The 21,816-nt window shown below is 60.9% G+C and carries 12 protein-coding genes; 5 read left to right on the top strand and 7 right to left on the bottom strand.

Annotated elements, in window-relative coordinates:
* Positions 1-10: 10 nt before the first annotated feature.
* Together P0Y65_17085 and P0Y65_17080 are read right to left on the bottom strand one after the other, a co-directional pair.
* Positions 11-4,381, bottom strand: coding sequence for a hypothetical protein (locus P0Y65_17085; GenBank protein ID WEK03886.1), 4,371 nt, complete (start codon positions 4,379-4,381; stop codon positions 11-13).
* Between the two features lie 244 nt (positions 4,382-4,625).
* The gene (locus P0Y65_17080; protein WEK03885.1) at positions 4,626-5,837 is read right to left on the bottom strand and encodes an MFS transporter; all 1,212 of its coding nucleotides are present in this window, start codon (positions 5,835-5,837) and stop codon (positions 4,626-4,628) included.
* Positions 5,838-5,942: 105 nt separating this feature from the next.
* Here P0Y65_17080 and P0Y65_17075 point away from each other — a divergent pair, with 105 nt between their 5' ends.
* On the top strand, positions 5,943-6,551 hold the full coding sequence (locus tag P0Y65_17075; GenBank protein WEK03884.1) for a TetR/AcrR family transcriptional regulator: 609 nt from the start codon (positions 5,943-5,945) through the stop codon (positions 6,549-6,551).
* Between the two features lie 15 nt (positions 6,552-6,566).
* Here the strand turns inward: P0Y65_17075 and P0Y65_17070 are convergent, their stop codons facing one another.
* The gene (locus P0Y65_17070; GenBank protein WEK06827.1) at positions 6,567-6,959 is read right to left on the bottom strand and encodes a helix-turn-helix domain-containing protein; all 393 of its coding nucleotides are present in this window, start codon (positions 6,957-6,959) and stop codon (positions 6,567-6,569) included.
* Positions 6,960-7,048: 89 nt separating this feature from the next.
* On the opposite strand from P0Y65_17070, the gene P0Y65_17065 reads away from it, so the two are divergent.
* The 4 genes from P0Y65_17065 to P0Y65_17050 all read left to right on the top strand — a co-directional run bounded on the left by P0Y65_17065 (position 7,049) and on the right by P0Y65_17050 (position 10,176).
* Complete coding sequence (locus P0Y65_17065) at positions 7,049-7,771, top strand: SDR family oxidoreductase (GenBank protein WEK03883.1); 723 nt, start codon at positions 7,049-7,051, stop codon at positions 7,769-7,771.
* A 518-nt stretch (positions 7,772-8,289) separates the two neighbouring features.
* Entirely contained in the window at positions 8,290-8,595 is a 306-nt protein-coding gene (locus P0Y65_17060; GenBank protein WEK03882.1) for a hypothetical protein, read from the top strand.
* 114 nt (positions 8,596-8,709) lie between these two features.
* On the top strand, positions 8,710-9,444 hold the full coding sequence (locus tag P0Y65_17055; protein ID WEK03881.1) for a hypothetical protein: 735 nt from the start codon (positions 8,710-8,712) through the stop codon (positions 9,442-9,444).
* Between the two features lie 345 nt (positions 9,445-9,789).
* The gene (locus tag P0Y65_17050) at positions 9,790-10,176 is read left to right on the top strand and encodes a DUF333 domain-containing protein (GenBank protein WEK03880.1); all 387 of its coding nucleotides are present in this window, start codon (positions 9,790-9,792) and stop codon (positions 10,174-10,176) included.
* 475 nt (positions 10,177-10,651) lie between these two features.
* Here the strand turns inward: P0Y65_17050 and P0Y65_17045 are convergent, their stop codons facing one another.
* The 4 genes from P0Y65_17045 to P0Y65_17030 all read right to left on the bottom strand — a co-directional run bounded on the left by P0Y65_17045 (position 10,652) and on the right by P0Y65_17030 (position 21,647).
* The gene (locus P0Y65_17045; protein WEK03879.1) at positions 10,652-12,526 is read right to left on the bottom strand and encodes a DUF262 domain-containing protein; all 1,875 of its coding nucleotides are present in this window, start codon (positions 12,524-12,526) and stop codon (positions 10,652-10,654) included.
* Positions 12,527-12,882: 356 nt separating this feature from the next.
* Positions 12,883-18,465, bottom strand: coding sequence for a DUF3320 domain-containing protein (locus P0Y65_17040; protein ID WEK03878.1), 5,583 nt, complete (start codon positions 18,463-18,465; stop codon positions 12,883-12,885).
* Positions 18,466-19,035: 570 nt separating this feature from the next.
* On the bottom strand, positions 19,036-20,955 hold the full coding sequence (locus P0Y65_17035) for an AAA family ATPase (protein WEK03877.1): 1,920 nt from the start codon (positions 20,953-20,955) through the stop codon (positions 19,036-19,038).
* Positions 20,956-21,023: 68 nt separating this feature from the next.
* The gene (locus P0Y65_17030; GenBank protein WEK03876.1) at positions 21,024-21,647 is read right to left on the bottom strand and encodes a hypothetical protein; all 624 of its coding nucleotides are present in this window, start codon (positions 21,645-21,647) and stop codon (positions 21,024-21,026) included.
* Positions 21,648-21,816 lie beyond the last annotated feature (169 nt).

Below are 21,816 nucleotides of genomic sequence, written 5' to 3'. Positions count from 1 at the left end.
AGCCCCACCCCTACTTCCCTTTTTTGCTACGGGAGCGGCGCTCCGGCGCCTCGGCTTCGTCCAGTAATTTCTGCGCAAAGCTGGACAGGTCAATTCCGAACGGAACCATCTGCGGCGCCAGCGCGTCCCTCGTGGAGATCTCGTTGGCGATGCCCTCCAGCTGCGACATCACCTCGGCGAACCCGGCATAGGACCCGTCCAGCTCCCAGCCCCTCGCGCGAACGGTGTTGTGAACCACGAGGAGGATTCCATACCGGTTGTCCTTGTCCCGTAGATAACGGCCCTGCAGTTGCACGGTCAGGGCCTCCTCGAGTTCGGTGATCGACCAGCTACTGGCAACCTTGATCTCGATCGGCGATTTCGCGCCCGGGTCCCTCAGGGAGCCGAGGCGTATGTCGGGCTCTTTCTCCTCGGCGACATGCGGTTCGCGTTCCAGCGAATAGCTCTGCCCCTGAAGAGACGCCAGCCGGTCGGCAAACCAGTTTTGCACATCGACCTCGTTCGGCAGGCGGGCCACGGTCATGCCCTGGTTGAAATCCCCGTGTTCGAGCTGGTGGGCGATGTCCGCGAGACGCGCCAGCCCGACGCGTTGGAGGTCCTCGGAAGTCGCGGGTACCAGCTCCTGGCTCTTCTCGAAGGTAAGAACGTCCACGGACCGGAGTGCAGGTCGTTCGGAGTCCGCAGCCGCGCGACCGAAGGCCGCCTCCTTCAACCTGCGTTCCCAGACCGGAAAGTCGGGTATCCGAAGAAAGCGTTGGATAGCAGCATATGTGGCATGCCCAGGCGTGTTGACCAAGGCGTTGAACAGCGCGCCACGGGCATTCTCGGCGTGATCCCGATCGTCAGGCGTGTAGGTCTCGAAGTTCGGCCGGTCATTGTCTTCGAGCGGATGTACGTGCTCGAAGGCCAGCAGTACGAGCTGCTCGAGGCTGGCCGTAGAGACGGTTGTCGCCGGGCGTGTATCAAGTCGCAGATCGGAACTGAACGAGCGGGGGAGCACCGCCTGCACGAGCCGGATCTGGTCCCGCTTCGGCATCGCCTCTAGGGCCTGCATCAGGATGTCGGTGGCGACTGCACCGTCGTGAGAGTATAGCAGCCTGAAATAGGCGCCTCGCTTATGCCGGTTCTTTTCCGACAATGCCCGCGCCGTCGCCAAGGGGACAGATGCGACCCGCGAGGTGCGATCCGCCGCTACGAGGTGGACTGCTTTCTCCAAGGCGTCGCCGGAGGTTTCCGGATGCTCCTCGATCCACTCGAGCATCTTCGGTGCCAGCAATTCCACCACCTTACCCCCGGCGCCTGCCACATCGCGTAGGCTCGTACGGACACCGGGGTCCACGTCACCCTCCAGGTCAGATGCGAGATAGCCCCACAGCACATCCCTGACGACGGTCGGGTGTGCCTTTGCCAGATCGTCCAACCACTTGGGAAAACCGTTGAGCTCCCAGGTAGCGAAGCGGATCGCCAATTCGGCTTCCGCCTCGCCCAGCTTGGTCGCCCAGAGCGGATCGCTTGCCGCCTCGAAAGTCACGCAGGCTATGCCCATCATGTCGTAGGTGTAAGTAACCCCGCGCTTTTCGGGCGGACGCTCGGAAGGCAGCGTACTGCTCAACAACCGCCAGTACCGGATCATGGCAGTCTGGAAGTTGGCGATAACCTGATCGCCGAAAAGCGGACGAAGCGGGGAAACGTCCGCGATGGCGCGCCGGGTATTGCTTCCGGCGATGCGGCTGAGGGCGAGCCACATATGGTAAAGCGTCGCGTCGACCTTGCCGTCCGCGGGTTCGACAAACCTTAGCAGTTTGCCTGGGTCTTCCCGCAGGCCATCGCGAAACTTAAGCCAACTCCGATCGACTTCGAGCTGCTCGGCGGCGTCTCGCCGGATCCGGTCCGCCCGTTTGGCCTGTCGTTCGAGTTCGGTGGCATCGGGGCGAGGCGCAGCGAGCCATTCATCGACGGTTTCCTTTGCCGCCGGCGCCGAGGCTGCTGCTCGGATCCGCTCCAGCACCTCCAGATTGCTGCCTTCGTCACGCCATATCCGCATCGCCCCGTTCGTGGCGAGTTTGATGCCGTCCTCATCCGGACGCCGCTGTATGTCGTCGATCAACCAGTCGAGGTCATCCGCCCGGATACTAAGTCCCATACCGGTGATCTGGAGCTGCCAGGGATGGACCGGCGCGGCCTCTCCCGACTCGATGAACCGCTCGAAGCATCGCCACAATGCCAGTCGCCTGCGCCCGGCTGTAGCGTTGATCTGCATCGCCAGATCCAACGCGTCGTCCCCGGTGTCGAGACGCCTGCGCGCGCGTCGGCTTTCACCCAGCCGAACGGCGACATCGACGATAGGGTTCGGAAGTTCCGCGTCACCGACCAGTGCGGCATAGCGGGCCGCAGCGACCTCCAAGGCCTCCAGCAACTTGTCGTCGGACCGGTCGGTACTGACTTGATAGGGATCGAACTTGACCGCCAGCGCACCGAGCAGCCCGTCGACGACAGTCTCTGCAGACAATCGATCGGGGATGCGAGCGGCGAGACGCGGGCCGTAATAGCTGAGGTCCAGGACCGTGTCGTCCTGACGTAGATGCGCCGAGGCGAGCAGAGATATAAGGTCCCCGGCTGCCACCAGCCGGGGATATAGTTCGTCGAGTGCATCCCAAACCATGCTCGGATGCACGCCGGCGGGGTGTTCGACGAGATATCGGACGTAGGCGCGCAGCTGTTCGCTAGACCCCGAAGACAGCAAGGCGCGGCCACCGAAGATCGGCGTGTACCGATCCCGATAACCCCCGCGTACCGCCTCCTCGGCAATGTCGGCGCAGCTTGTGAACTTGCCCAGGTGGATCAGCAGCAGCAACAGGGTCCGGGCACCCGGCGAGCCCTTCAGTGAAGCCCACCGTTCCCGCACGTAGCCTTCGAGGTCAGGCAAGGCAAACCGCTGCAACGCGTCGTGATCCGGGATCGCGAAATGCTCGTCCTCCACCGCGTCTTGGAGGACGCCGTCGAGAGCGCGGACCCTCGTTTCCAAACCTAGGCTGGACGGATCGCCGGCGTCCATCAGTAGCCGGGGATCTCGCTTGATGACTTCCTGCGCTACTTCTGGGTGCCATAGCGCCATCCATGCCGCGGTCGATCTCATGGACGGGATGACAAGGCTTACGCCGTAAGTGTCGGCGAGCAGGAGCTCGAAAAATCGCGATACAGGCAGGTTCCCTTCATGCCGCAACCGCGTCAGCCATCGCGCCGTGAGGAAGCCGCGGACCTGCCCTTGGTTATCGGCGTGAAGGCGGACGAAGCCAGGCGTCGCCGGATCGAAGATCGCCCTGTTGCCCAGCGCCACCTGGTCACCCGGGGACAGGTCGGGCAGGATTGCCTTCAGATCCAGGAACTCGATGTCCCGTCTGGCTTCGGAGGACGTGTCAGGCACCACAACGGTATCGAGCTTCTGAAGGACGAGTGCCGCCCCGACGCGCTCGATGGCCCTGCGGGCCCGTGACGCGTCGAGTGTATCCGAACGTGATCTGGACGCGTTCGTCTCCTTGAGCCGTTCGGTGATAGAGACATCCAACATATCCTGTAGGGAACCGAAGCGGCCGTGGGCGCGCCAGTATCCGGCCAACCAATCGAGATCGGTCGGACGACGTGCGAAGGTCCATAGGTTGCGGCGTTCCAGCTCCTTGAACATCCGGTCGACGTCCAGGATGCCTTGAGCGCGAGCAAACCTTTCCACCCTTCCGCGATCCAGCGCGGCCAGGACCACCACCAAGGGCGTTTCCGGGGGCTCGACGTTGCTCTCGCGTCGCTGTTTCCGCATGGCGTCCACCAGCGCCTTGTCTAGGTCGATCGTCTCGATAGTCGTGTCTGTTGGCGGAATGGGGATCCGCTCTAGGAGGGTCGCCATGTCGCGTTTGAACTGCCAGTCGCTGACGCGGCCCGTGAGGATGATGTGTACCCGCGCGGAAAACCCGTCGATGGCGTCGGCCACGTCAGTCAGTATGTCGACCAGCTCGAAGTCGGCGCGCTTCGCCTCGTCGACGGAATCGAGAAAGAGCCAGCACGGTCCACCGGAAGACTGCCAGTCTAGGAAACGACGCCACTCCGACGCGCCCAACGCCGATTCCACACCTCCCCTCTGCCCGATCTTCTGCAGCGTCGTGAGGAAAGCGGTCTTTCCGGTCGAGTTCATGACCTTGAACCGCTCCCGGAGTTCCGTCGACTTTCCGCTACCCGCCTCCGCGAGGATCACCACGCGTCGTCGTTCAAGTAGGGCAGTCCAGTCCAGCGTACTCGAACTACCCTCGAGGTAGCCTGCAAGTTCCAGGTCAATCTGTTCTTCCTCTTGCCAACGCAGGAACTGCCTGTCGAGAGGAATGAAGTCGTTCATCGGCAAGGGCCTTTTCAATCGGGGCATCGGTTGCCGACATTGGTAATCGAAGCGCAGGGCGTCGTGAACTCCCGTGGCCTGGCACTGACCGAGAAGTAGACTGTCCGCTTCCGACCCTGTTTCGGTCGTTCCAGATAGCAATAGAAATACCCAGAAGCAGCCGCCCCATTTCGTTGACCTTCAGCGGCTTCGGCATCCGGCCTAGCCAGAGCGGGTGGGCCGGATGCCGTCATTCAGGCAAACATCAGTGTCCCGCAACTGCCACGTTTGACAGACGCTTCCCTGGGGTAAATCCACGTGCCCTGGCAGACCATACGATGACCAGACCAATGATCAACAGAACAGTCAGGGCCCAAGGAAACGCAGTCGGGCCATAGGCATCCAACAGGAGGCCGCCCACGATACCACCGCCGGCAATTGCGCCGTTCCAGGCGACAACGTTCATGGACAGCGCAACGTCGGCACCATCACCTGCCGTATCGGCGAGCGCCGTCTGCAGAAGCGTTGCCGCTCCACCAAAGGTAAGCCCCCAGATCGCAACGCCGCCATAGATTGCCATCGGCGACGTCGCGGCGATACCGAAAACGAGGGATACCAGCCCGAAGGCAGCGACGCTGATCAGCACGGTCACCCGCAGGAAGCGATCGACCAGCCTGGCGGCGATCCAAATGCCGATGAGCGCAGCCAGTCCGAAGACCAGGAGAACGAGGTCGACCCGCTCCTCAAGACCGGCAGATTGAACAAAGGGGGCAATATAGGTGTAGAGAATGTTGTGGGCGAGCATCCACGCGACCACTACGGCCAGGACCGAGCGCACACCGGGTGTCAAAAACACCCGCAGCAGGGGAATACGCTCTCCCTTTTTCTGGCCAGGGTAGTCCGGCACCTTTGCCAATACCCAACCGATAAGCACCAATGTCAGCAGCGACATGATCCAGAAGGCGGTGCGCCAGCCGACAATGTTTCCGAGCCATGTTCCCATCGGCACGCCCAGCGACAGGGCGAGCGGCGTTCCGAGCATCGCGATCGCCATGGCCTTGCCCTGCTGATGTCGGGGGACCATTCGACGGGCATAGCCAGCCAGAAGACTCCAGGCGAGCCCGGCCGCAACCCCGGCGAAGAAGCGGGCCACCAGCGTCACCGCATAGTTTGACGATAGCGCCGTCACGGAATTGAAGATCAAGAATCCAACGATGGTGAATAGCACCACTGTCCGCCTCCGCCAGCCGCTGGTGGCGATCGTCAGTGGAATTGCTGCCAATAAGGATCCAAGAGCGTAAACGGTCACCGTCTGGCCGGCGAGCGATGGCGACACGCCCAGGCCGTCACTGATTTGTGGCAGCAGACCAGCAGGAAGCGTCTCGGTAAGAATGCAGATAAAGCCGGTCATGGCCAGCGCGAGCAGGCCCGAAAGGGGCAATCGCTCGGTGTTACTTGGGGTTCGGTTTGAAGTCATGAAAGCACTCACCTATATATGGATCGAGCGGTCCACATATCGAAGCGCTACTGGCTTGGCAATAACTTATGGATCAGTTAGTACAGAACAGCCGCGGAGGATTGCATGGCAAGAACGGGACGTCCCAGGGCGTTTGATCGAGAGCAGGCGTTGGACGCGGCGATGACGCTCTTTTGGTTGCAGGGCTATGAGCCCACTTCGCTGACGCAATTGAAGAGCGCCATGGGGGACATCTCACCGGCAAGCTTTTACGCAGCGTTTGGCTCGAAGGAAGCTCTCTTCGATGAGGTCGTCTTGCGCTATCAGGCCACCTACGGCCAAGTTACAGCAAGCCTTCACGACGAGAGCTTTCCGCCGCGTGACGCTATCGAGCATGCACTAAGACGATCCGCCAAAATGCAAACCGACAGGGCCCATCCACAAGGATGCCTGATGGTGCTTGGGGCCAGCAACTGCACGCCCGAAAATCGGCATGTGGATGATCTGCTTGCCGCTGACCGAGCACGAAACCGCAACGGCATCGTGATCTGCATCCAGCGCGCCATAGATAGTGGGGAACTGTCGCAACAGACAAATGCCCAAGTCCTCGCGGGTGTGTTCCATACGTTTCTTATGGGGATCGCGCTCGAAGCACGTGACGATGTGGACGCCGACAGGCTTGACCAAGCGGTGACGTCGATCATGCAGATATGGGGTCTGCACAGAAATGCGTGACGACCTCGTTCCGAGCTAGCGCGACGCTTCGACTGCGTCATACAGCACGCTGGCCGCCCGCATTTGCTCGCTGGCTTCCAGTGACCAACGGAAAAGTGCCTGAAATGGCGGTCCCAATGACAGGCCCAATGGCGTGATGGCGTATTCGACGCCAATTGGCTTGGTCGGTAGCACCGTCCGGGTCACGAGGCCATTACGCTCGAGCCGCTTGAGGGCGTCGGACAAGGCCTTGTGGGTTATCCCTTCCAGGCTGCGCTTGATCTCATTGAACCGCTTGGGACCGGCACTGATCACGGTGAGGATCAGGATCGTCCATTTGTCAGCGATCTTTTCCAGCGCCGGGCGGGCCAGTGCCAGGTTCGGCGTGGTGCAATAGGTGCCGGACGGCCAGTCGGTATAGTCAGCCATATCTACGCTACTCATGGTGCGTTCTTGATACCAGATTTATTGCGTATATCTAGGCGTCCATCAAGAGTTCGCTGAAGGAGCGTCATGTGATGATGGACAAGATTGCCGTGATTATCGGGGGGACCCGGGGGATTGGATTTGCGGTCGCGGAGCGCCTGGCTGGCGAAGGGGCCACAGTGGTTCTGACGGGCCGTGATCAGGATCAGGTGGATCAGGCCGTCGCCCGTCTTGGGCCCAAATCGCGAGGTGTGGTCGCAGACGCCGGCAATCCTGACGACCTGGCGAAGGTCATTGCCCTGGTGCAGGACGTGCATGCGCGCATCGACGCGCTGGTGTTCAATGCCGGCACGGCCGAACCCACCGCAATCGGCAACCAGACCGAAGCTGGCTTCGATCGCCAGGTAGCGGTCAATGTGCGGGGGCCGGTATTCGGCCTTCAGGCAGCTTTGCCGCTGCTTGTACCGGGCAGTTCCGTCGTGCTGATAGGCTCTGTTTCCGGGGTTTCCGGCGCGCCCAGTTTCGGCACATATGGTGCCACGAAAGCGGCCCTCCGGTCCTACGCGCGGACCTGGACCGCGGAACTGGCGCCGCGAGGTATTCGCGTCAATGTGGTCAGCCCGGGCCCGACAAACACGGAGATGTTCGCCGCCCTGCCGGACGAGGGGCGTGCTGCGATTGCGTCACAAATCCCACTGGGTCGGATGGGGCGACCCGAAGAGGTCGCTGCCGCAGTCGTGTTCCTGCTGAGTGGTCAGGCATCCTTCATCGCAGGCGTCGAACTCTTCGTCGATGGCGGAGCTGTTCAAGTCTAATTGCAGCTATGCCAGAAAGGTCCGCTTCTAATGCCTTGCGCATCACCAGCGGACCATGTGGTTTCCACCCCGTACAGCCGGGAGGCCTGACCTAACGGTTCTTCTGCAGCAGTACGTCGCCCTTGGCGACGCCACGCTCATCCGCGCGCTTCGAAAACATGATTCCTCCGTCCACCTGCGAATAGACGGCGGGCGACCGAGTGGTCGCCCTTTCAGGTCGCCGAGCCGCCGAGTTCCGCGCCGATCGATAGGGTCATCGAACATCGATCGCTGATCTTAGTCGTCGGCACTTGCTACACCAGAGTTTGCGTTCCGCCGGAGCCGGGAATTCCGCACTGGCGGAAGCTTGACCGAACAAGGCCTCCGGCGGGGTTGCCGCGACGGTTCCGAATTGCGAGGCGACTTGAAAACGCCGCCGCCTGTTCCTAGATGTCGTTTAATCCCTTCGCGTGCCGCTTCAAGCCGCACGACGCCAGACCGGCGGTACACCGCCGAACTTCCTGTTAGGGAGATCCTGAATGGATTTCACCTTCGCAGAGGCGAGCGTCCGCAAGACCGCGCGTCTCGTCCACGACCTTTCCCGCGACCTTAAACTGCTTCAGTCGGTCGGCCATCCGGCTGTCGAATCCATGATCGAAGCCCCTCTCGTCGAGGACTGGGTACTTGGCTATCGCCTGGAACCGGCTTTGATCGGGACAGTCGTCGGCCATCCCTTGCTGGCCGACGGACCGGTCACGACTTCAGGCATATTCTACATGGATCCGTCGGCGGGCTTTGCAAGGACGTTATCCCGCTATTATCGCCTCGGCAGACGAAAAAGCTGACGCTTAGATCCAACGTGGCGGCGCGTTGCGCCGCCATCGTCCGCACCCTCGAAAGCCTGTGGGAAACGCCTATGCCGGGCTCTTCGACTCCGCCGTCGGCGCCATTCTGCGTTGATGTCGAAATCTCTGAAAAAGTTGGACGCCGTGTTGTTGCTACATCTGCAACATGCTTGGGAGCGAGCGAAGGTAGAGCGCCTGGACCCACATATGGCGGTCAAAAGGGAAGAACGTGTCTTTGAAAGGTTGATCGGAATCGATCCCACGCCGGGAAAGTTCGCCGGGTGGCTCTCAGTGTGGCGGCGACGATCCTGGCCGGAAAAGGGGCTGGCGACGGGTGTAGGGCTTTCGGAACTTCGGGCCGTCCGCCATGCGCTGGAGCAGTTTGTCGAAGCTTCGCCATATCTGCCGACCCGCTCGCGCGACATCGGAAAATTCCGGACGATCGAGGAAGTGCGGGATGCGGCGGGCGAAATCCCGCCTTCAGGCATGCGTAATATGCGCATGAAAACGCGACAGGACGCTCGCCGACAGACCACGCATTTGTATGACGACGGAACTTGGACGGTGTTGCGTCTCGATGGTCCTTCGGCGGCCCGGCAGTGGGGCTGGGGAACGAGATGGTGCACGGCGACATCGGAGGATTCCTACCGGCGCTATACGCTCGCCGGCGACCTCGTCGTGCTGATCACGCCTGCGGGAAAGTTCCAGCTCGGGACTGCATCCATGGAGTTTCGCGACGAAGCGGACAGGGATGCAGACTTGCAAGGCGTGCTCTCGAAAGCTCCTACCGGTTTTGCGGATGCGGTATTTTCGATGAACGAACAAGCGAGGGGAAAAGCGCACAGGTAGCCGACGGCACGCCGCCACACTCGCCTTCTTCCAACGCACACTGTCTGCCTCGATATGTGCCGTGCGTGCCAAAGCTATTGTGGCGCCATGCTCTACTGTCAGTAATCCCATGATCTACACAGACTGATCATGGCGGATGGCAGCGGTCTCGCTGTAAGCTAATCCATTGAATAACATGAAATTTCGTACCGCCGACGCCAAACGGAATGGCTCGAAAAATACTCGAGTGGACGGCGCGACAAGTATCGATCGAAACACGGTCGACCGTGCCCGATTTCCAACAAAATGCCGGTGTGATTGCCGATTTTCCACAACAAGGAAGCGCTCTCGATAGCGCAGCACACCATGATCAAATCTATGCTTACCGCGCTCACCGCCATTGCTATTCTCTCGGCTGCAACGCCGGCTGCTTTTGCCATGAGCAATCCCGCCAGTGATTTTTGTGAGAGCTCCGGCGGCACCGTTGAGATCGTGACCGCCGCGAACGGAGGCGAATTAGGTCTTTGCAACCTTCCGGACGGCAGCGCGATGGAAGAGTGGTCGTTCTATCGTCAGAACGCCAAGCAGGACGTCATCGTCGGCAAGGATGGCGGCGATCCGGCCAGCATCTATTGCGAAGACAACGGAGGCCAAGTCGAAATCGTCAAGAACGGTTCAGGCGCTGAACTTGCGCTTTGCAACTTGCCTGACGGGACGTCGATCGAGGCTTGGTCCTATTTCCGCATGCAGTAACTGACGGGTCAAAGGACGTGGCGACCCTACCGTCATAGACGCGAAAGCCGCAAACCGTAGCGGCGAAAACCGGTCCGTGCCGCACATCGACCTCCAAAGTCGCGGCCGGCCCGGTCTTCACTCATGGCAGACCACATCGCCCGGTCTTCACTCATCGTAGACGACATCAGATGCCAAATCTGAAGTCGTGAATGGGTCGTCGCAGTGTCTCCCAGCAACTAGGGAACCGCTCCACTCCGGCGTCTCCCGGCCGGCGACCGGCTGTTCGTGACCTGCGGCGAAAATATCGCCGGGTGCCCACGCGAAGCGCCGTCACTCTTGATTGGTGCAGCACGGAATGTGCGGTGGGGCCGCGACCGCACATTCCCTGCGACGTCGATAGGTTTTTGCTCGCCACATATCTCCTGTTCGCACCTCTCCAACCGCAGCTGATTTTGACCGAGTCCGCATACAGCCTAGCCTGTCATACACGTCGTCACGCCGCCTCTTCCAACTCGTCTTCGCTGTAGAAGCTGTCTTCGGGAACGGCGGGCGCCGCGCTTTCCTTGACTGCCTCCTTGCCCATTGCCGTCTCTATCATGGATAGAAGCCGAGCCCGCCGGAGATCCATGAAGGAATCGAAGTCGTCTGCCCTCAGAGCGGCCTCGTCGATTTCGTGGCTGCCGAGCATGGCGGACAAGCGTTCGGGCGAAACCGCCGGGTTCGTATCGTTCCCCTTGGCGAGACGGCCCAAGTAAACCGACGGCGCCACCCCGCCGAGCATACGGTTCGTGGAAGACGACAACGGCGTCTTGTTGACGATGCTGTTGTAGATCCCAGGCTCGATTTTCTTGATCTTGCACCAGGCCTCTGGAAACACGTGGTGGATATCGACATTTTCGTCGAAAAAGACAGTCTGGTCGTATGCTTGCCCCGATTTGAAATCCTCTGCGCCCGACTTCATCAGGATGGCATGGACTCCCTTATACGCCGCCGACAGTCGAGACCTGAGGGTCCTCAACCGCTTTTCCTCGAAACTGGATCTTTGAACCGTCTGTGGTTCGGCGCCGCCTTTAAGCCAGGCCCCGACGTCGCGGATATCGAGAGCGAAGCGACTCTCCACGGCGGAGCCGTAGAGTTCGCCGAAAACGCCGCACCAGTACCATCTGGCAAGTTTTTGTCTTACCGCGTCGTTATCCCAAGACGAACCCAGTTCCGCCAGGATCGCCGCCAGGGGAACGAGTTGGGTTTGGTACGGCAAATCACGCGCATTGAAGATCTTGAGGGAATGCAGAAATTTGGACGCCGCCACGTACCCCGCTTCGACCTTGTCCGCCCATTTGACATAGGCTTCGAGAGGAACCTGAAGCAGACTGTTCCTCGTCGCGCTGATAGCAGGCGGTTCGCTTCCGGCGTCGATGGCGTTATCGCGACGTTCCTTGGTATGCAACAACGAGATCGCCTGAAGAAATTCGACCGGTTCGATCTTGGCCAATACTTTTTTCTCGACCAGTCTCGCCCGACGGGCTTTCCAGTCGTCGCGCAGGTGGAAACTGTCGGATGCGTACATCGCCGTCACCAGCTCGAACGCGTCCAAGGGTTTCCCGCCTGTGTTGACCTTTTCGAAAACCAGGCAGACCGCCGCCCGAGAAGTGTCTTTCCCAAGCTTGATCACCGGTATCTGGTAGGAAGAGAAGTTGCCGACGACCTCCTGCGCGAACTTGTTGATCAGAGCCCACTTTTCCTGCCTGGCTACCGGTTCCTTCGCCATCCATTGAGCAGCGGAAATCTGCCATCTGTTTTCGTCGAACACCCGCTCGACCGGAAAATAGAGCGCGTCGAATTCGAGTTCCTCGGTGGACAGGTCGAGTTTCACGTCCCTGCCGAAGTTATCGCGGATGATGCGGTCCTCGGGCACGGCGACAATGGCATCGGAGCGGGACACGTTCGGGTCGAGCGCAGACCGGACATCGAAGTAGAAGCGCACCTTGATCGGGCGCTTTTTCGATGTCTGGGTGTATACCGAAGCGCCCGAAAAGGTCGCTTGATACAGCGAGGTCATGCGTTGCTGGCCGTCGAGGAGATAGGCCTCGATCTGTTTTGTGGGAGCGGGTGCGCCTTCCACGGGTCTGGCCGCAAAGGAAACTGTTCCGGACGCATCCAGGGTCATAAGCGCGCCGACAGGAAAGCCTTCGGAGATGGACGCCAGGAGGTCGATTATCCTGTCTTGGTCCCATACCCACCCGCGCTGGAAGTCGGGTAGCTGAAGCTTCCCTTCGCGGCAGTCACGCATCAAGTCCTTCAAAGCCACCGGATTTGTTTGAAACGAGGTCGTCACGGCAATCCCCCAAATAAAGTCGCGGCGGATCACGTGGTCTGCTTCCGCTCAGAATGTCATTCATTACCTGTGCGCGACTTTCTGCCAAGTGGACTTGGCGCGGTCGCGATCAGATCGATGCTTCGCTGCGGCGACAACCGCTCAATTGTTGCGGCCTCCGCCTGCACCGATCTTGCACCTAGACCTAGACACTTCGCCCAAGCCCGGTGCCATTTTTTTGTCCGATCATATACAGGGCAGGGTGCAACGAGGTGGCTGCATAAGAAAAGTGTCTGCCTCAAGAGTCAGCGCTGCCGACAAGCCGCACCTGATGGATATCCATTACCGTTTTCGCGCTCACCACGCGGAGTACCGTCGTGAACACGACCGAGCCAGCTTTTCAAGCTTCATCAACCTCTCGGGGGGGGCGGTGACTCGCTTGTCACAGGATGGGCGACGGCCAAAATATGGTCCTGCAGAATTAGGCGTCCGTCCGATTTAAGCGCCTCGATCCGACTGCGGATCGCCTCCCTCAATTGTGCGCTTGTGGCCTTGTACCCGAATTGCCGGGACAACGTCTGAACGACCTCGTCTTCGGTGGCGCCGAAATTGTCGGCGACCAACGTGGTGATTCCTACGTCGATCTCAGCGGGGGGCAGGTAGTCCCACCGCCGCAATCCGGGGGAGGCGACGTTCGAGCGATCGCGTACGACCACCGGGCGAGACGGCGAGGACACGAAGTTCCCTTGGCGTACGACGGAACCCTTCGCGGAAGCCGTTTCTATGGCCCGCTCGACATGGGCGTCGATCCGCCCGCCTGCACGCATCAGGCCCCAGGCGGAACGGATGCGGGTCACCACTTCGTCCCGATGAACAGGCCCTTCCGCGTCCGCGACCTGTCTGACCAACTCGGCGAGAGCGCCGACGGGCGTTTCGTGCAGCTCCGTCGCCATCCCTTCGAGTTCGGCTTCGACATAGGCGGGAACCGACGGCTCGTCGGTGTCGACGAGACCGACCTCGGTGACGTCGTGGCGGTCGACGGTAACGATCTCCACCGGCACCGCGCGGCGTTGCGCTTTCAAACGTTCCTCGCGATCGTCCAGCTCGACCTTCGCCTTCTCGATGGCGGCGATTACCTTATCTAGCTCTGCCTTGGGGCGTTGGAACCAGTCCGAGCTCCAGACCCGATGGATGATCCAGCCGTGATCTTCCAGCACGGCTTGGCGTAACCGGTCACGATCCCGTGCCGATCTTGCGTCGTGGTATGCGGCGCCGTCGCATTCGATGCCGAGGACGTAGCGTCCGGGCCGCTCCGAGTCGGCGATCGCCAAGTCGATAAAGAAGCCGGCGATGCCGACTTGAGGATGCACTTGATAGCCCTTGGCCTGCAACGCGGCGGCGACCTGCTCCTCGAAAACACTGTCCATGTCCCGGCCGGTTCGCTCCGAAAGGCCGAGCTTGCCGGTACGCGCATAGTGCAGGAAGAGCTTGAACGCCATCACGCCCTTACCCTTACTGCGCTCGAGGTCGATATCGTCGTCCGTGATCGACGCATAGACCTCGCACCGACGTTTGGCGCGACTGATGAGGACGTTGAGGCGGCGTTCGCCGCCGTCGGCACCCAAAGGACCGAAGCGCATGGCCATGTGGCCCTGTTTGTTTTTGGCGTAACCGACCGAGATCAGCATTACGTCGCGTTCGTCCCCTTGTACGTTTTCAAGGTTTTTGATGAAGAAGGGCTCGCTGGGATGGGCGTGGAAGAACTCTTCGGTGTCGGGATTGGCCCTTCGGAGCAACTCGACATTGTCTTGAATCTCGCGTCGCTGCTTCAACGAGAACGTAGCGACACCGAGCGATTGCTCCGGATTTGTCCTGGCATGGTCGATAATGGCCTTGGCGACGGTTTGCGCCTCGAGCTTGTTCACTCTGTCCTCGAAAACACCGTTCTCCACGAAGTGGAAGCGTAGGCCCATACCCGCCTCGGCCATATAGGGACTCGGAACGATGAAGAGCTTGTTTTCGTAGAACTCGCGGTTGGAAACTGCGATCAGCGACTGGTGACGGCTACGGTAGTGCCATCGCAGCATGCGCTGCGGCAGACCGCGCGCCGAAAATAGTCCCAAGATGCTTTCGATGTCCGAGACCTGGGCGCCTTCTTCCCCGTCTTCATCTGTCTCTCCTGCCGTCATTTTCGAGAAGAACCGTGTCGGCGGCAACTGCCGTTCGTCACCCACTACGACCACCTGCTTGGCGCGCGCCACGGCGCCGATGGCGTCGATAGGCTGGATCTGGCTGGCCTCGTCCATCACGACCAGATCGAAGACGAACTGGCCTGGAGGTAGGAACTGGGCGATCGACAGCGGGCTCATCATGAAGACAGGCTTCAACGCCTGGACCGCGGGTGCCGCACGCTGCATGAGTTGACGGATCGGCATGTGGTTGCGCCGACGCGCCATCTCGGCCTTGAGCACGCCGACCGGACCGATGCCACCGGCGCTCGACGGGATCTTGGCGTGGTGTGCCTGCATCGCGTCGAAGCGCGAGGCTTTCATCCGTTCGAGGTCCATCGAAGCGAACTCCGACGCCAGTCGGAAATGCTGATCGCCGTCGAAGCGGCCAAGTTCCGGCTCCCGAGCGACCTGAGATCGGAACAGGGCCTCGTAGTAGGCCATGTCGAAGTATCGGACGAGGTCGTCGGGGGCAGTCCGGCCATCTTCCAGTCGATCGACCAGTAGCGCCGCGCCTAGGACCTCCGCGCGTTCGGATCTTACGGAGTAGTTCAGCCACTGCGATAGCCGCTCTTCGGCGCCGTTCCACGATTGCAGCCGTTCCTCCAGCGCCCGCAGAGGGGTATCGTCGACGGTTTCCGCGTCGAACAGCGTCGCGGGGTCGGCCTCGAGCGAGGCAAGGATCGATTTGACATCGATCAGTACGCTTGTGGCCCGGTTCAGAAGGCCGTCTGCGATCGCACCGACGTTCCTTCGATCGGGTGTCGAGGCTGCGAGGATCCGGATGTCTTGGTTATCCGTCACCCACGCCGTGACGGCTCCGAGTTTTTTCCAGTCCGACTGCAGCTCTTTCCAGTCCGCGCCGAAGACCGAGGTGCCCAGCTCCCCGGCCGCCGATAGGGTTTGGCGCGCCCTCTGGCCCTCTTGGAGTGACTTGAGGCGTTGTAACCTTTGTTCGACAGTCGCTGGCAGCTGCAGTGCCTCCGATGCGTAGAGCCTGTTGACGACCGCCATGTTCTCCAAGGTGGGTACTGTGGCCCGCAGGTCGACGGACTCGACGCCCGGCGGATTTCCCAGCATTTCCCGCGCGACAGCGCCGAGCCCTGCCCACAGCCGGTTGTACAGCAGACGGGCACGGTCCAGTTGGTTCTTCACCTGCGCGGCTCTTTCGGCCAACTGTCCCTTATCTGGAAGCCGGCCCGCGATCAGCCTCGCCTCCGCTGCGACGCCTTTCAGGCTACGCATCCAGCTGACCAGATCCTCCAGGGGTTGAGGATCGGTTCGTTCCCCGCGCCAGTCCGCGCCGAAGGCTGCACGCCCTAAGGCGTCGCCTTCCCGCACGACACGGCGCGCTTCTTTGCCCTTTGACAGCGTATCGAGAATTCGGACCACTTCGTCGGGCTCAGCGGAGGGATTGGCCAGCAACGACTTGACCAAAGCATTTGCTTTACGCCAGTCGCCGTTGGCGAACTTGAGGAAACTCTTGCCACTCGTCGCGATCGCGGTCCGCGCCGATGTCATATCCGTATCCCATGCGGCATCCGTGACCTTACCGGCGAGTTCGGCGCGCACGCGCGAAAGCGTGTCCACGGCTTCCGCCAGATCGCCGGCCTGATCCAGGCCGCGTTCCCAGATCGCTGCGGCGAACGCCTCCGGGCTGACATCGGGGGCGACCGCCACCCGATCCGCGGTCACGACGAGCTTTTCGATATTCCCGAATGTCGCCAGGGGACCGTCTGTGCCGAGCTGCCGCTGCAGATCGCCGGCGGATCGGATCAGATCCGGCAACAATGTGGACAAGTCGCCGAAGACGGCCAGTTCGGTGTCGGAATAATCTTCGGGGACTATCCTGTACCAGTCGAGGAGCCGGTCGACGGGCCATTCCCAGGCCGCCGCTCGGAAGTTAGTATCTAGGGCGCCGCTCAACCCGGCCAGGACTTCGCCCCGATCGATCAAGGCTCGGACCTCCCCGAGCCGGTTTTCCCAAGCGGTATGGGCCAGCGCGGAATCGTCGATCTCCGGTGCGGTGCTGACCCGACTTGCAAGCTGGGACAGGTCGCGTAGGTCGGCAACGTTCCGGGATCCCTCGCGCTGGAGATCGCGGTCGAGTCGAGAGATATCCGCGTCAAGGGCAGGAATACGCTCCAGCGCGGACCGGATGCGTTGCATCAGGCGTTCCAGATCCATCGGGCTGATGCTTGCGATGCCGACACCATACCATGGATGGCGGATCGGCAATCCGGTCTCAAGGACGCGCTCGGCCAGTTCACCAAGCAACCGACGCAGATCCGAGGCATGGTCGGTGGTCCACGACGGAGCCTGCTCTAGCTCTATCTCGACAGGGGCCTGACCTTGCTGCCGCAGTCTTGTCAGTTGACCCATGACCTGGAACGGCGACAGGCCGTACGGTTCATAGCGGCGGTGAAGCCGGGCGGGGTGCGCGTTGAGTTGGTCGCGAGCAGCGGTCAGGCGGGTGTCCAGGCTTTCCGGTGTCGCCTTGCGAGGAGCGCCGAGGTCCCAGGTGCGCTGCAGCTCCATCAACAAAGTGCGCTTGTTCGCCTTGTTGGAGTGGAGTTCAAGACACGCATCGCCGACGCCTGCCTGGTCGAGCCGGCGCTTTACCACTTCCAGCGCAGCCATTTTCTCGGCGACGAACAGCACCGTCTTTCCGTCTGCGATAGCGGCCGCGATTATGTTGGCGATGGTTTGGGACTTGCCGGTTCCCGGCGGCCCTTGAATGACGATATCCCGGCCTTTTCTGGCCTCGTGGATCGCCATCGTCTGGGAACTGTCCGCGTCGACGATGTGCAGCATCTGCTGCGGGGCGATGTGGTCGTCTACCCGAGCATCTTCCGAAAGCATGGGTTCCCCACCCGCAAAGCCGTCGGCAAGTAGGCCGCGGATGAGCGGTCTGTCGGTGAACTTGGCATCCGCCGGCCAGAGCTTGGGATCGAGATCCCGGTACATCAGGAATTTGGCGAAGGAGAAGAAACCTAGCACGATGCCGTCGGTTTCCACGGACCAGTCGGGCTTGGTAGAGATCGCGGCCCTCACGCTTTCAACATAGGCCACCGGGTCGAACTCGTCCGTCGACTCGAATTCCGGCAATTTGATCGCATGGACGCGGTCGAGGAACGCTTCCAGCGACAGATTGGAGGCGAAGTCTTCCGGACGAACCTTGAGCTTGAAGCGCTCGGCAGCGGTACTCCGCTCCAGCGAGACCGGAACGAGTATCAACGGAGCATGGCGGACGTTCTCGGCATTGTTGGGATCTACCCATCTAAGCAGGCCCATCGCCAAATAGAGGATGTTGACGCCTTGTTCCTCTTCGAGCGTGCGGGCGTCGAAGTAGAGGTCCAGCAAGCGCTTCTGGAGACCGTTGGGCGTCATCAGTGTTTGGAGCTTGGTATCTCCGTGACGGATCAGCCTGCCGTCGCCGTCGCGTTCGTCGTCTTCTGGCAGCGCGACTTCGATCTCCTCGACGTCCTCGTCGCCTTCCGGGTTGTCCCGGCCCTTGGCCCCCGCCAGGAACGTCATCGCCTTGCCGTCACGAACCAGAATGCGGAAAGTGTCCGCCGTGCTTTCACCCACGATGTCGATCGTCTTTGCGCTCTTGGAAAAGCGCGGAACGTTGAGCAGTCGGTTGCGTGCGGAAAGGTCCAGCAGTTCGGTGCGCGCGCGCTCTATCTTGTCGTCGATGGAAAGCGCACTTTGGAAAACCGAAGTCTCGTTCGCATTTTCGGGGCGTGGGTCTTCTGCGATCATAGTGTCTCCTATGTCGCTATAGAGAATTGTGAACCCACGGCGTGTCCAGTGCGAAGTGAATTCTACGCCGAATAATGTCGACTATTCCCCCTGTGCCGAGAGACAGTCGGTCCGCAACTGCGACCGGAGGGGATCTATATGCCGAACATCCGGCCGACCGAGCTGTAAGGCCTGAGCAACTCGACCCTTGCACCATCTCCCGGAGACGGAATGAGCATGAGTTCAGAGTCACGGATGAAGGGTCTCCGCAGCTTGTAGATGGCTAGCTAGGCGATGGCGCCTATATCCTAAGTCTGCCTCGATCGCGTGGAGCAAGATGAAACTAAACTCTGGTTTTCGCCTGAAGCTCGCGGAGGAGCTAATTAATTTGGTCGAGCGCAATCTGTTCATCATATACGCGAAGTCTGTACTCACGGCGCCCGCCCCTTATCCAGAGGCGGGCGTCGTGATTGGAAACGGACTGTCGCAAACATAGGCTTTGTGGATGTGCACGTGGTCGTCGAAAATGCGAGCCAACCTCCGCGCGCACCGAAATCCCGCGTTATTGCTCGATGTTTGACGCAGTGTTCGTCATGCGACCTGGATGGACTCTTCCGCTGCATCCGGCGGTGGGAGCATTCGCGGCCCGTGCGCTGCCTGGTCTGCGACGGACTTCACCTCTTCCGCCGTGAGTACGCCCCGCTCTGCCAATGCGCATGCGAGGACATCCAACTCTCGCCGCCGGTGGTGGATGAAGTTTTTCACCTCCGCGTATACGCTTTTCAACTCGCGTTCTGCGGCGGCGCGCATCGACGGGTCGTAGCGGAGTTGGGCAAACAACTCTTTGTCTGCCCCGCGATACAGCAGATTTCCGCGAAAACCCAACGAACCGATCATCATCGTCACCAACATGGTGGCACGCTCCAGATCAGAGCCCGCCGCACCGCCCGCTCCGGCTCCCAGATCACGCCCGAACACCAACTCTTCCGCTGCCAGTCCTCCAAGAAGGATTCTGACGCGCGCGCCGATCGTCTGTTCCGTCAACACCGATCCGATAGGAGCATGACCGACTTGACCCAAGGTTTGTCCGCGGGCCACGATGCTCACGAATGAGGGGAGTCTGCATGCGTCGATCATTCGGTCGGCGAGAACGTGACCGATCTCGTGTACTGCGATGCGGTATTTTTCTTCGGGCGTCCGCCGGTCGCCGGCGGTCATGAAGCCTTCGATGTCGTCGATCCGCAACGGCCTGGCCTCCTGCCTCGCAACCGAGCGGGCGGCCTTGATCCATTCGGCTAGGTCTGCGGGGGTGGCGCCCACAGCCTTCAAAGAAAGATTTGCCAGCGAAGCGTCTACCAAGTCTGCTCCCAGATGCACGCGCATGACGTGTTCGATGCCCGCGCGGTCGGGAAGAGTGACGGCGACATGGGTGGAAAGCCTCCCGGAGCGGGTGATCGCCGGGTCGATCTCCTCCGGTCTGTTCGTCGCCCCGACAACGACCAGTCCGGCCGGGCGGCTGGAAGAATCCAGCAAAAGCAGAAGCTCGTTCACCAAGGCGTTGAAATAGGCATCGTTACGTTCGCCCGAGCCCCGCATCGGGAAACTGTCGAGCTCGTCGAGAAACAACACCCCGGGCGGCGACGCAGCAGCGGCGGAGAACGCCTCCCTTAGAGTCTTTAGCGTTTCGTTCAGGTATCCGCCGTTGCGGAACAGTTCGCCCACACCGAAAACGACCAGCCGCACGCCCAGCGATTTTGCAAGAATTTTAGCAAAGTAGGATTTTCCCACCCCCGGCTCGCCGGAAAGCAGGATCGCCGATCTCAACTGATCGCCGCCGATTTCCCCGGCCCGCCACGCGGCGAGGTCAAGCTTGAGGCTCATGCCCCAGGTGCGGGCTTCGCCGTACTCGACGCTTTCCTCCAGAGTAGGTATCTGATCTTCATTCTCGGCGGCCAGCACTCGCTCGAACGCTCTGGCAGATGCGGACGCGCTGCCGCCTCGCGGCATTAAAGCGCAAACAAGCCGCCAGTCCAGACGACCGATGTCCAGATCCTCGACAGACTTGGGCGGACGACCGACGCAGCACTTGGCCATCGCCTTGCGCAGCACTGGGCCGTCCGGCGCGGGAACGTGAATGACCGCTTCCGCCAAAATACGAAAGGCGGGAGGCACTTCGCTTATGTCGGCAGTGACGTGAACGGCGGCGATGCCGCCTGCAGCCCCTGCGACGCCAAAGAGGTTCCTACCTCCGCGAATGGACGTGGTGTGCAGGATTCGGGCGCTTTCGGCGGACATTCGGTCCAAGGCGTCTGCCAGGTGGGGCACCGCTTCGGGGTAGGGGGCCAGCACGATAAGCGCGAGCGGGGAACCTTGCAGGAGACGACGCAAAACACTTCGGTCGAGCGAAGATCGGATCATCGCTTCCGCCAGCGCAATGCTGGGATATAGCAGGCTATCTCTTTCCGACCGTCGGGCGGCGAAAGCTTCGATGGAGTTGTCGAGTTCGGACATAGGGAAAGTTTCCATAGGCACACGGTCCGGACTGTCGTCCGGACACGAGGCGTTGAAAAAGCGGGATGTCAGTTGCGCAGGCCGAGCTTGACCCAGCTGTCCGGTGCAATCCTGCGGCTCAGGTCAATGCGGATGACGCCACAGGCATGCATTGCCAGAACGGCGCCGAACGGATCGTCGTTACGCGAGAGGATCTCTGCGCAGGTGCCGACGGTGGCTCTGCCGTACGAGGCGATATGTTCGGTCACTGCACGACGCTCGATATCGGACGTTTCGTGCTCGCTGCAGCGGGCGATCAGATTGGCCGCTGCGGACCTGTTCTCGCCCCGAAGCCAACGCTGAGGCACCAAAAGACAACGCAAGCCGGATGTTGTCGCGTCGCGGCGCGCCTTGAACACCAACGCCATGCTTTCGGGATTGTGCCATATGCGGCTGGGTACGACGAGGATGTTGATCATCTTGCCGCCCCTCATCACCCTCAACCAAGCAAGATCGTCGCGGCTGAAACCGGCCGAGGTGACGATATGGATGAGCAAGGAGTCGGGAGCGGTTTCCACGATCCCGTAATGAGCACGGATAATGGCGCGGGCACGCTTTGCCAGGCTTTTCCGCTCGTGATGGAAGCGTGCGGCTTTTTGATCGGGATAGAGGACGATACCCGCCGGGTTCGTCAGTTCGAGTGCGACTGTCATCGAATTCTCCGTCGATGGCGGTGATACGTCACGGGATTTTCTGCCGTGCGAATTTTGGATCTCGCGACCTTGGCGGTCGCGCTCAGACCACCGGCCTGACACATTCTAAAGAACAGAGCGGCATGGTTATTTCAACACCTTTTGGGTATATTATCACCTTTTCGCAACA

The organism is Candidatus Devosia phytovorans (genome assembly GCA_029202405.1).
GTDB lineage: Bacteria > Pseudomonadota > Alphaproteobacteria > Rhizobiales > Devosiaceae > Devosia > Devosia phytovorans.
The sequence above is the reverse complement of the archived record's forward strand: the minus strand, read 5'-3'. Positions and strand labels throughout refer to the sequence as shown.

Coding starts and splice junctions, on each gene's coding strand:
- P0Y65_17080 (WEK03885.1), bottom strand. CDS start 5,837: ATGACTTCAAACCGAACCCCAAGTAACACCGAGCGATTGCCCCTTTCG.
- P0Y65_17060 (WEK03882.1), top strand. CDS start 8,290: ATGGATTTCACCTTCGCAGAGGCGAGCGTCCGCAAGACCGCGCGTCTC.
- P0Y65_17040 (WEK03878.1), bottom strand. CDS start 18,465: ATGATCGCAGAAGACCCACGCCCCGAAAATGCGAACGAGACTTCGGTT.
- P0Y65_17055 (WEK03881.1), top strand. CDS start 8,710: ATGTCGAAATCTCTGAAAAAGTTGGACGCCGTGTTGTTGCTACATCTG.
- P0Y65_17050 (WEK03880.1), top strand. CDS start 9,790: ATGATCAAATCTATGCTTACCGCGCTCACCGCCATTGCTATTCTCTCG.
- P0Y65_17085 (WEK03886.1), bottom strand. CDS start 4,381: ATGAACGACTTCATTCCTCTCGACAGGCAGTTCCTGCGTTGGCAAGAG.
- P0Y65_17030 (WEK03876.1), bottom strand. CDS start 21,647: ATGACAGTCGCACTCGAACTGACGAACCCGGCGGGTATCGTCCTCTAT.
- P0Y65_17035 (WEK03877.1), bottom strand. CDS start 20,955: ATGTCCGAACTCGACAACTCCATCGAAGCTTTCGCCGCCCGACGGTCG.
- P0Y65_17070 (WEK06827.1), bottom strand. CDS start 6,959: ATGGCTGACTATACCGACTGGCCGTCCGGCACCTATTGCACCACGCCG.
- P0Y65_17075 (WEK03884.1), top strand. CDS start 5,943: ATGGCAAGAACGGGACGTCCCAGGGCGTTTGATCGAGAGCAGGCGTTG.
- P0Y65_17065 (WEK03883.1), top strand. CDS start 7,049: ATGATGGACAAGATTGCCGTGATTATCGGGGGGACCCGGGGGATTGGA.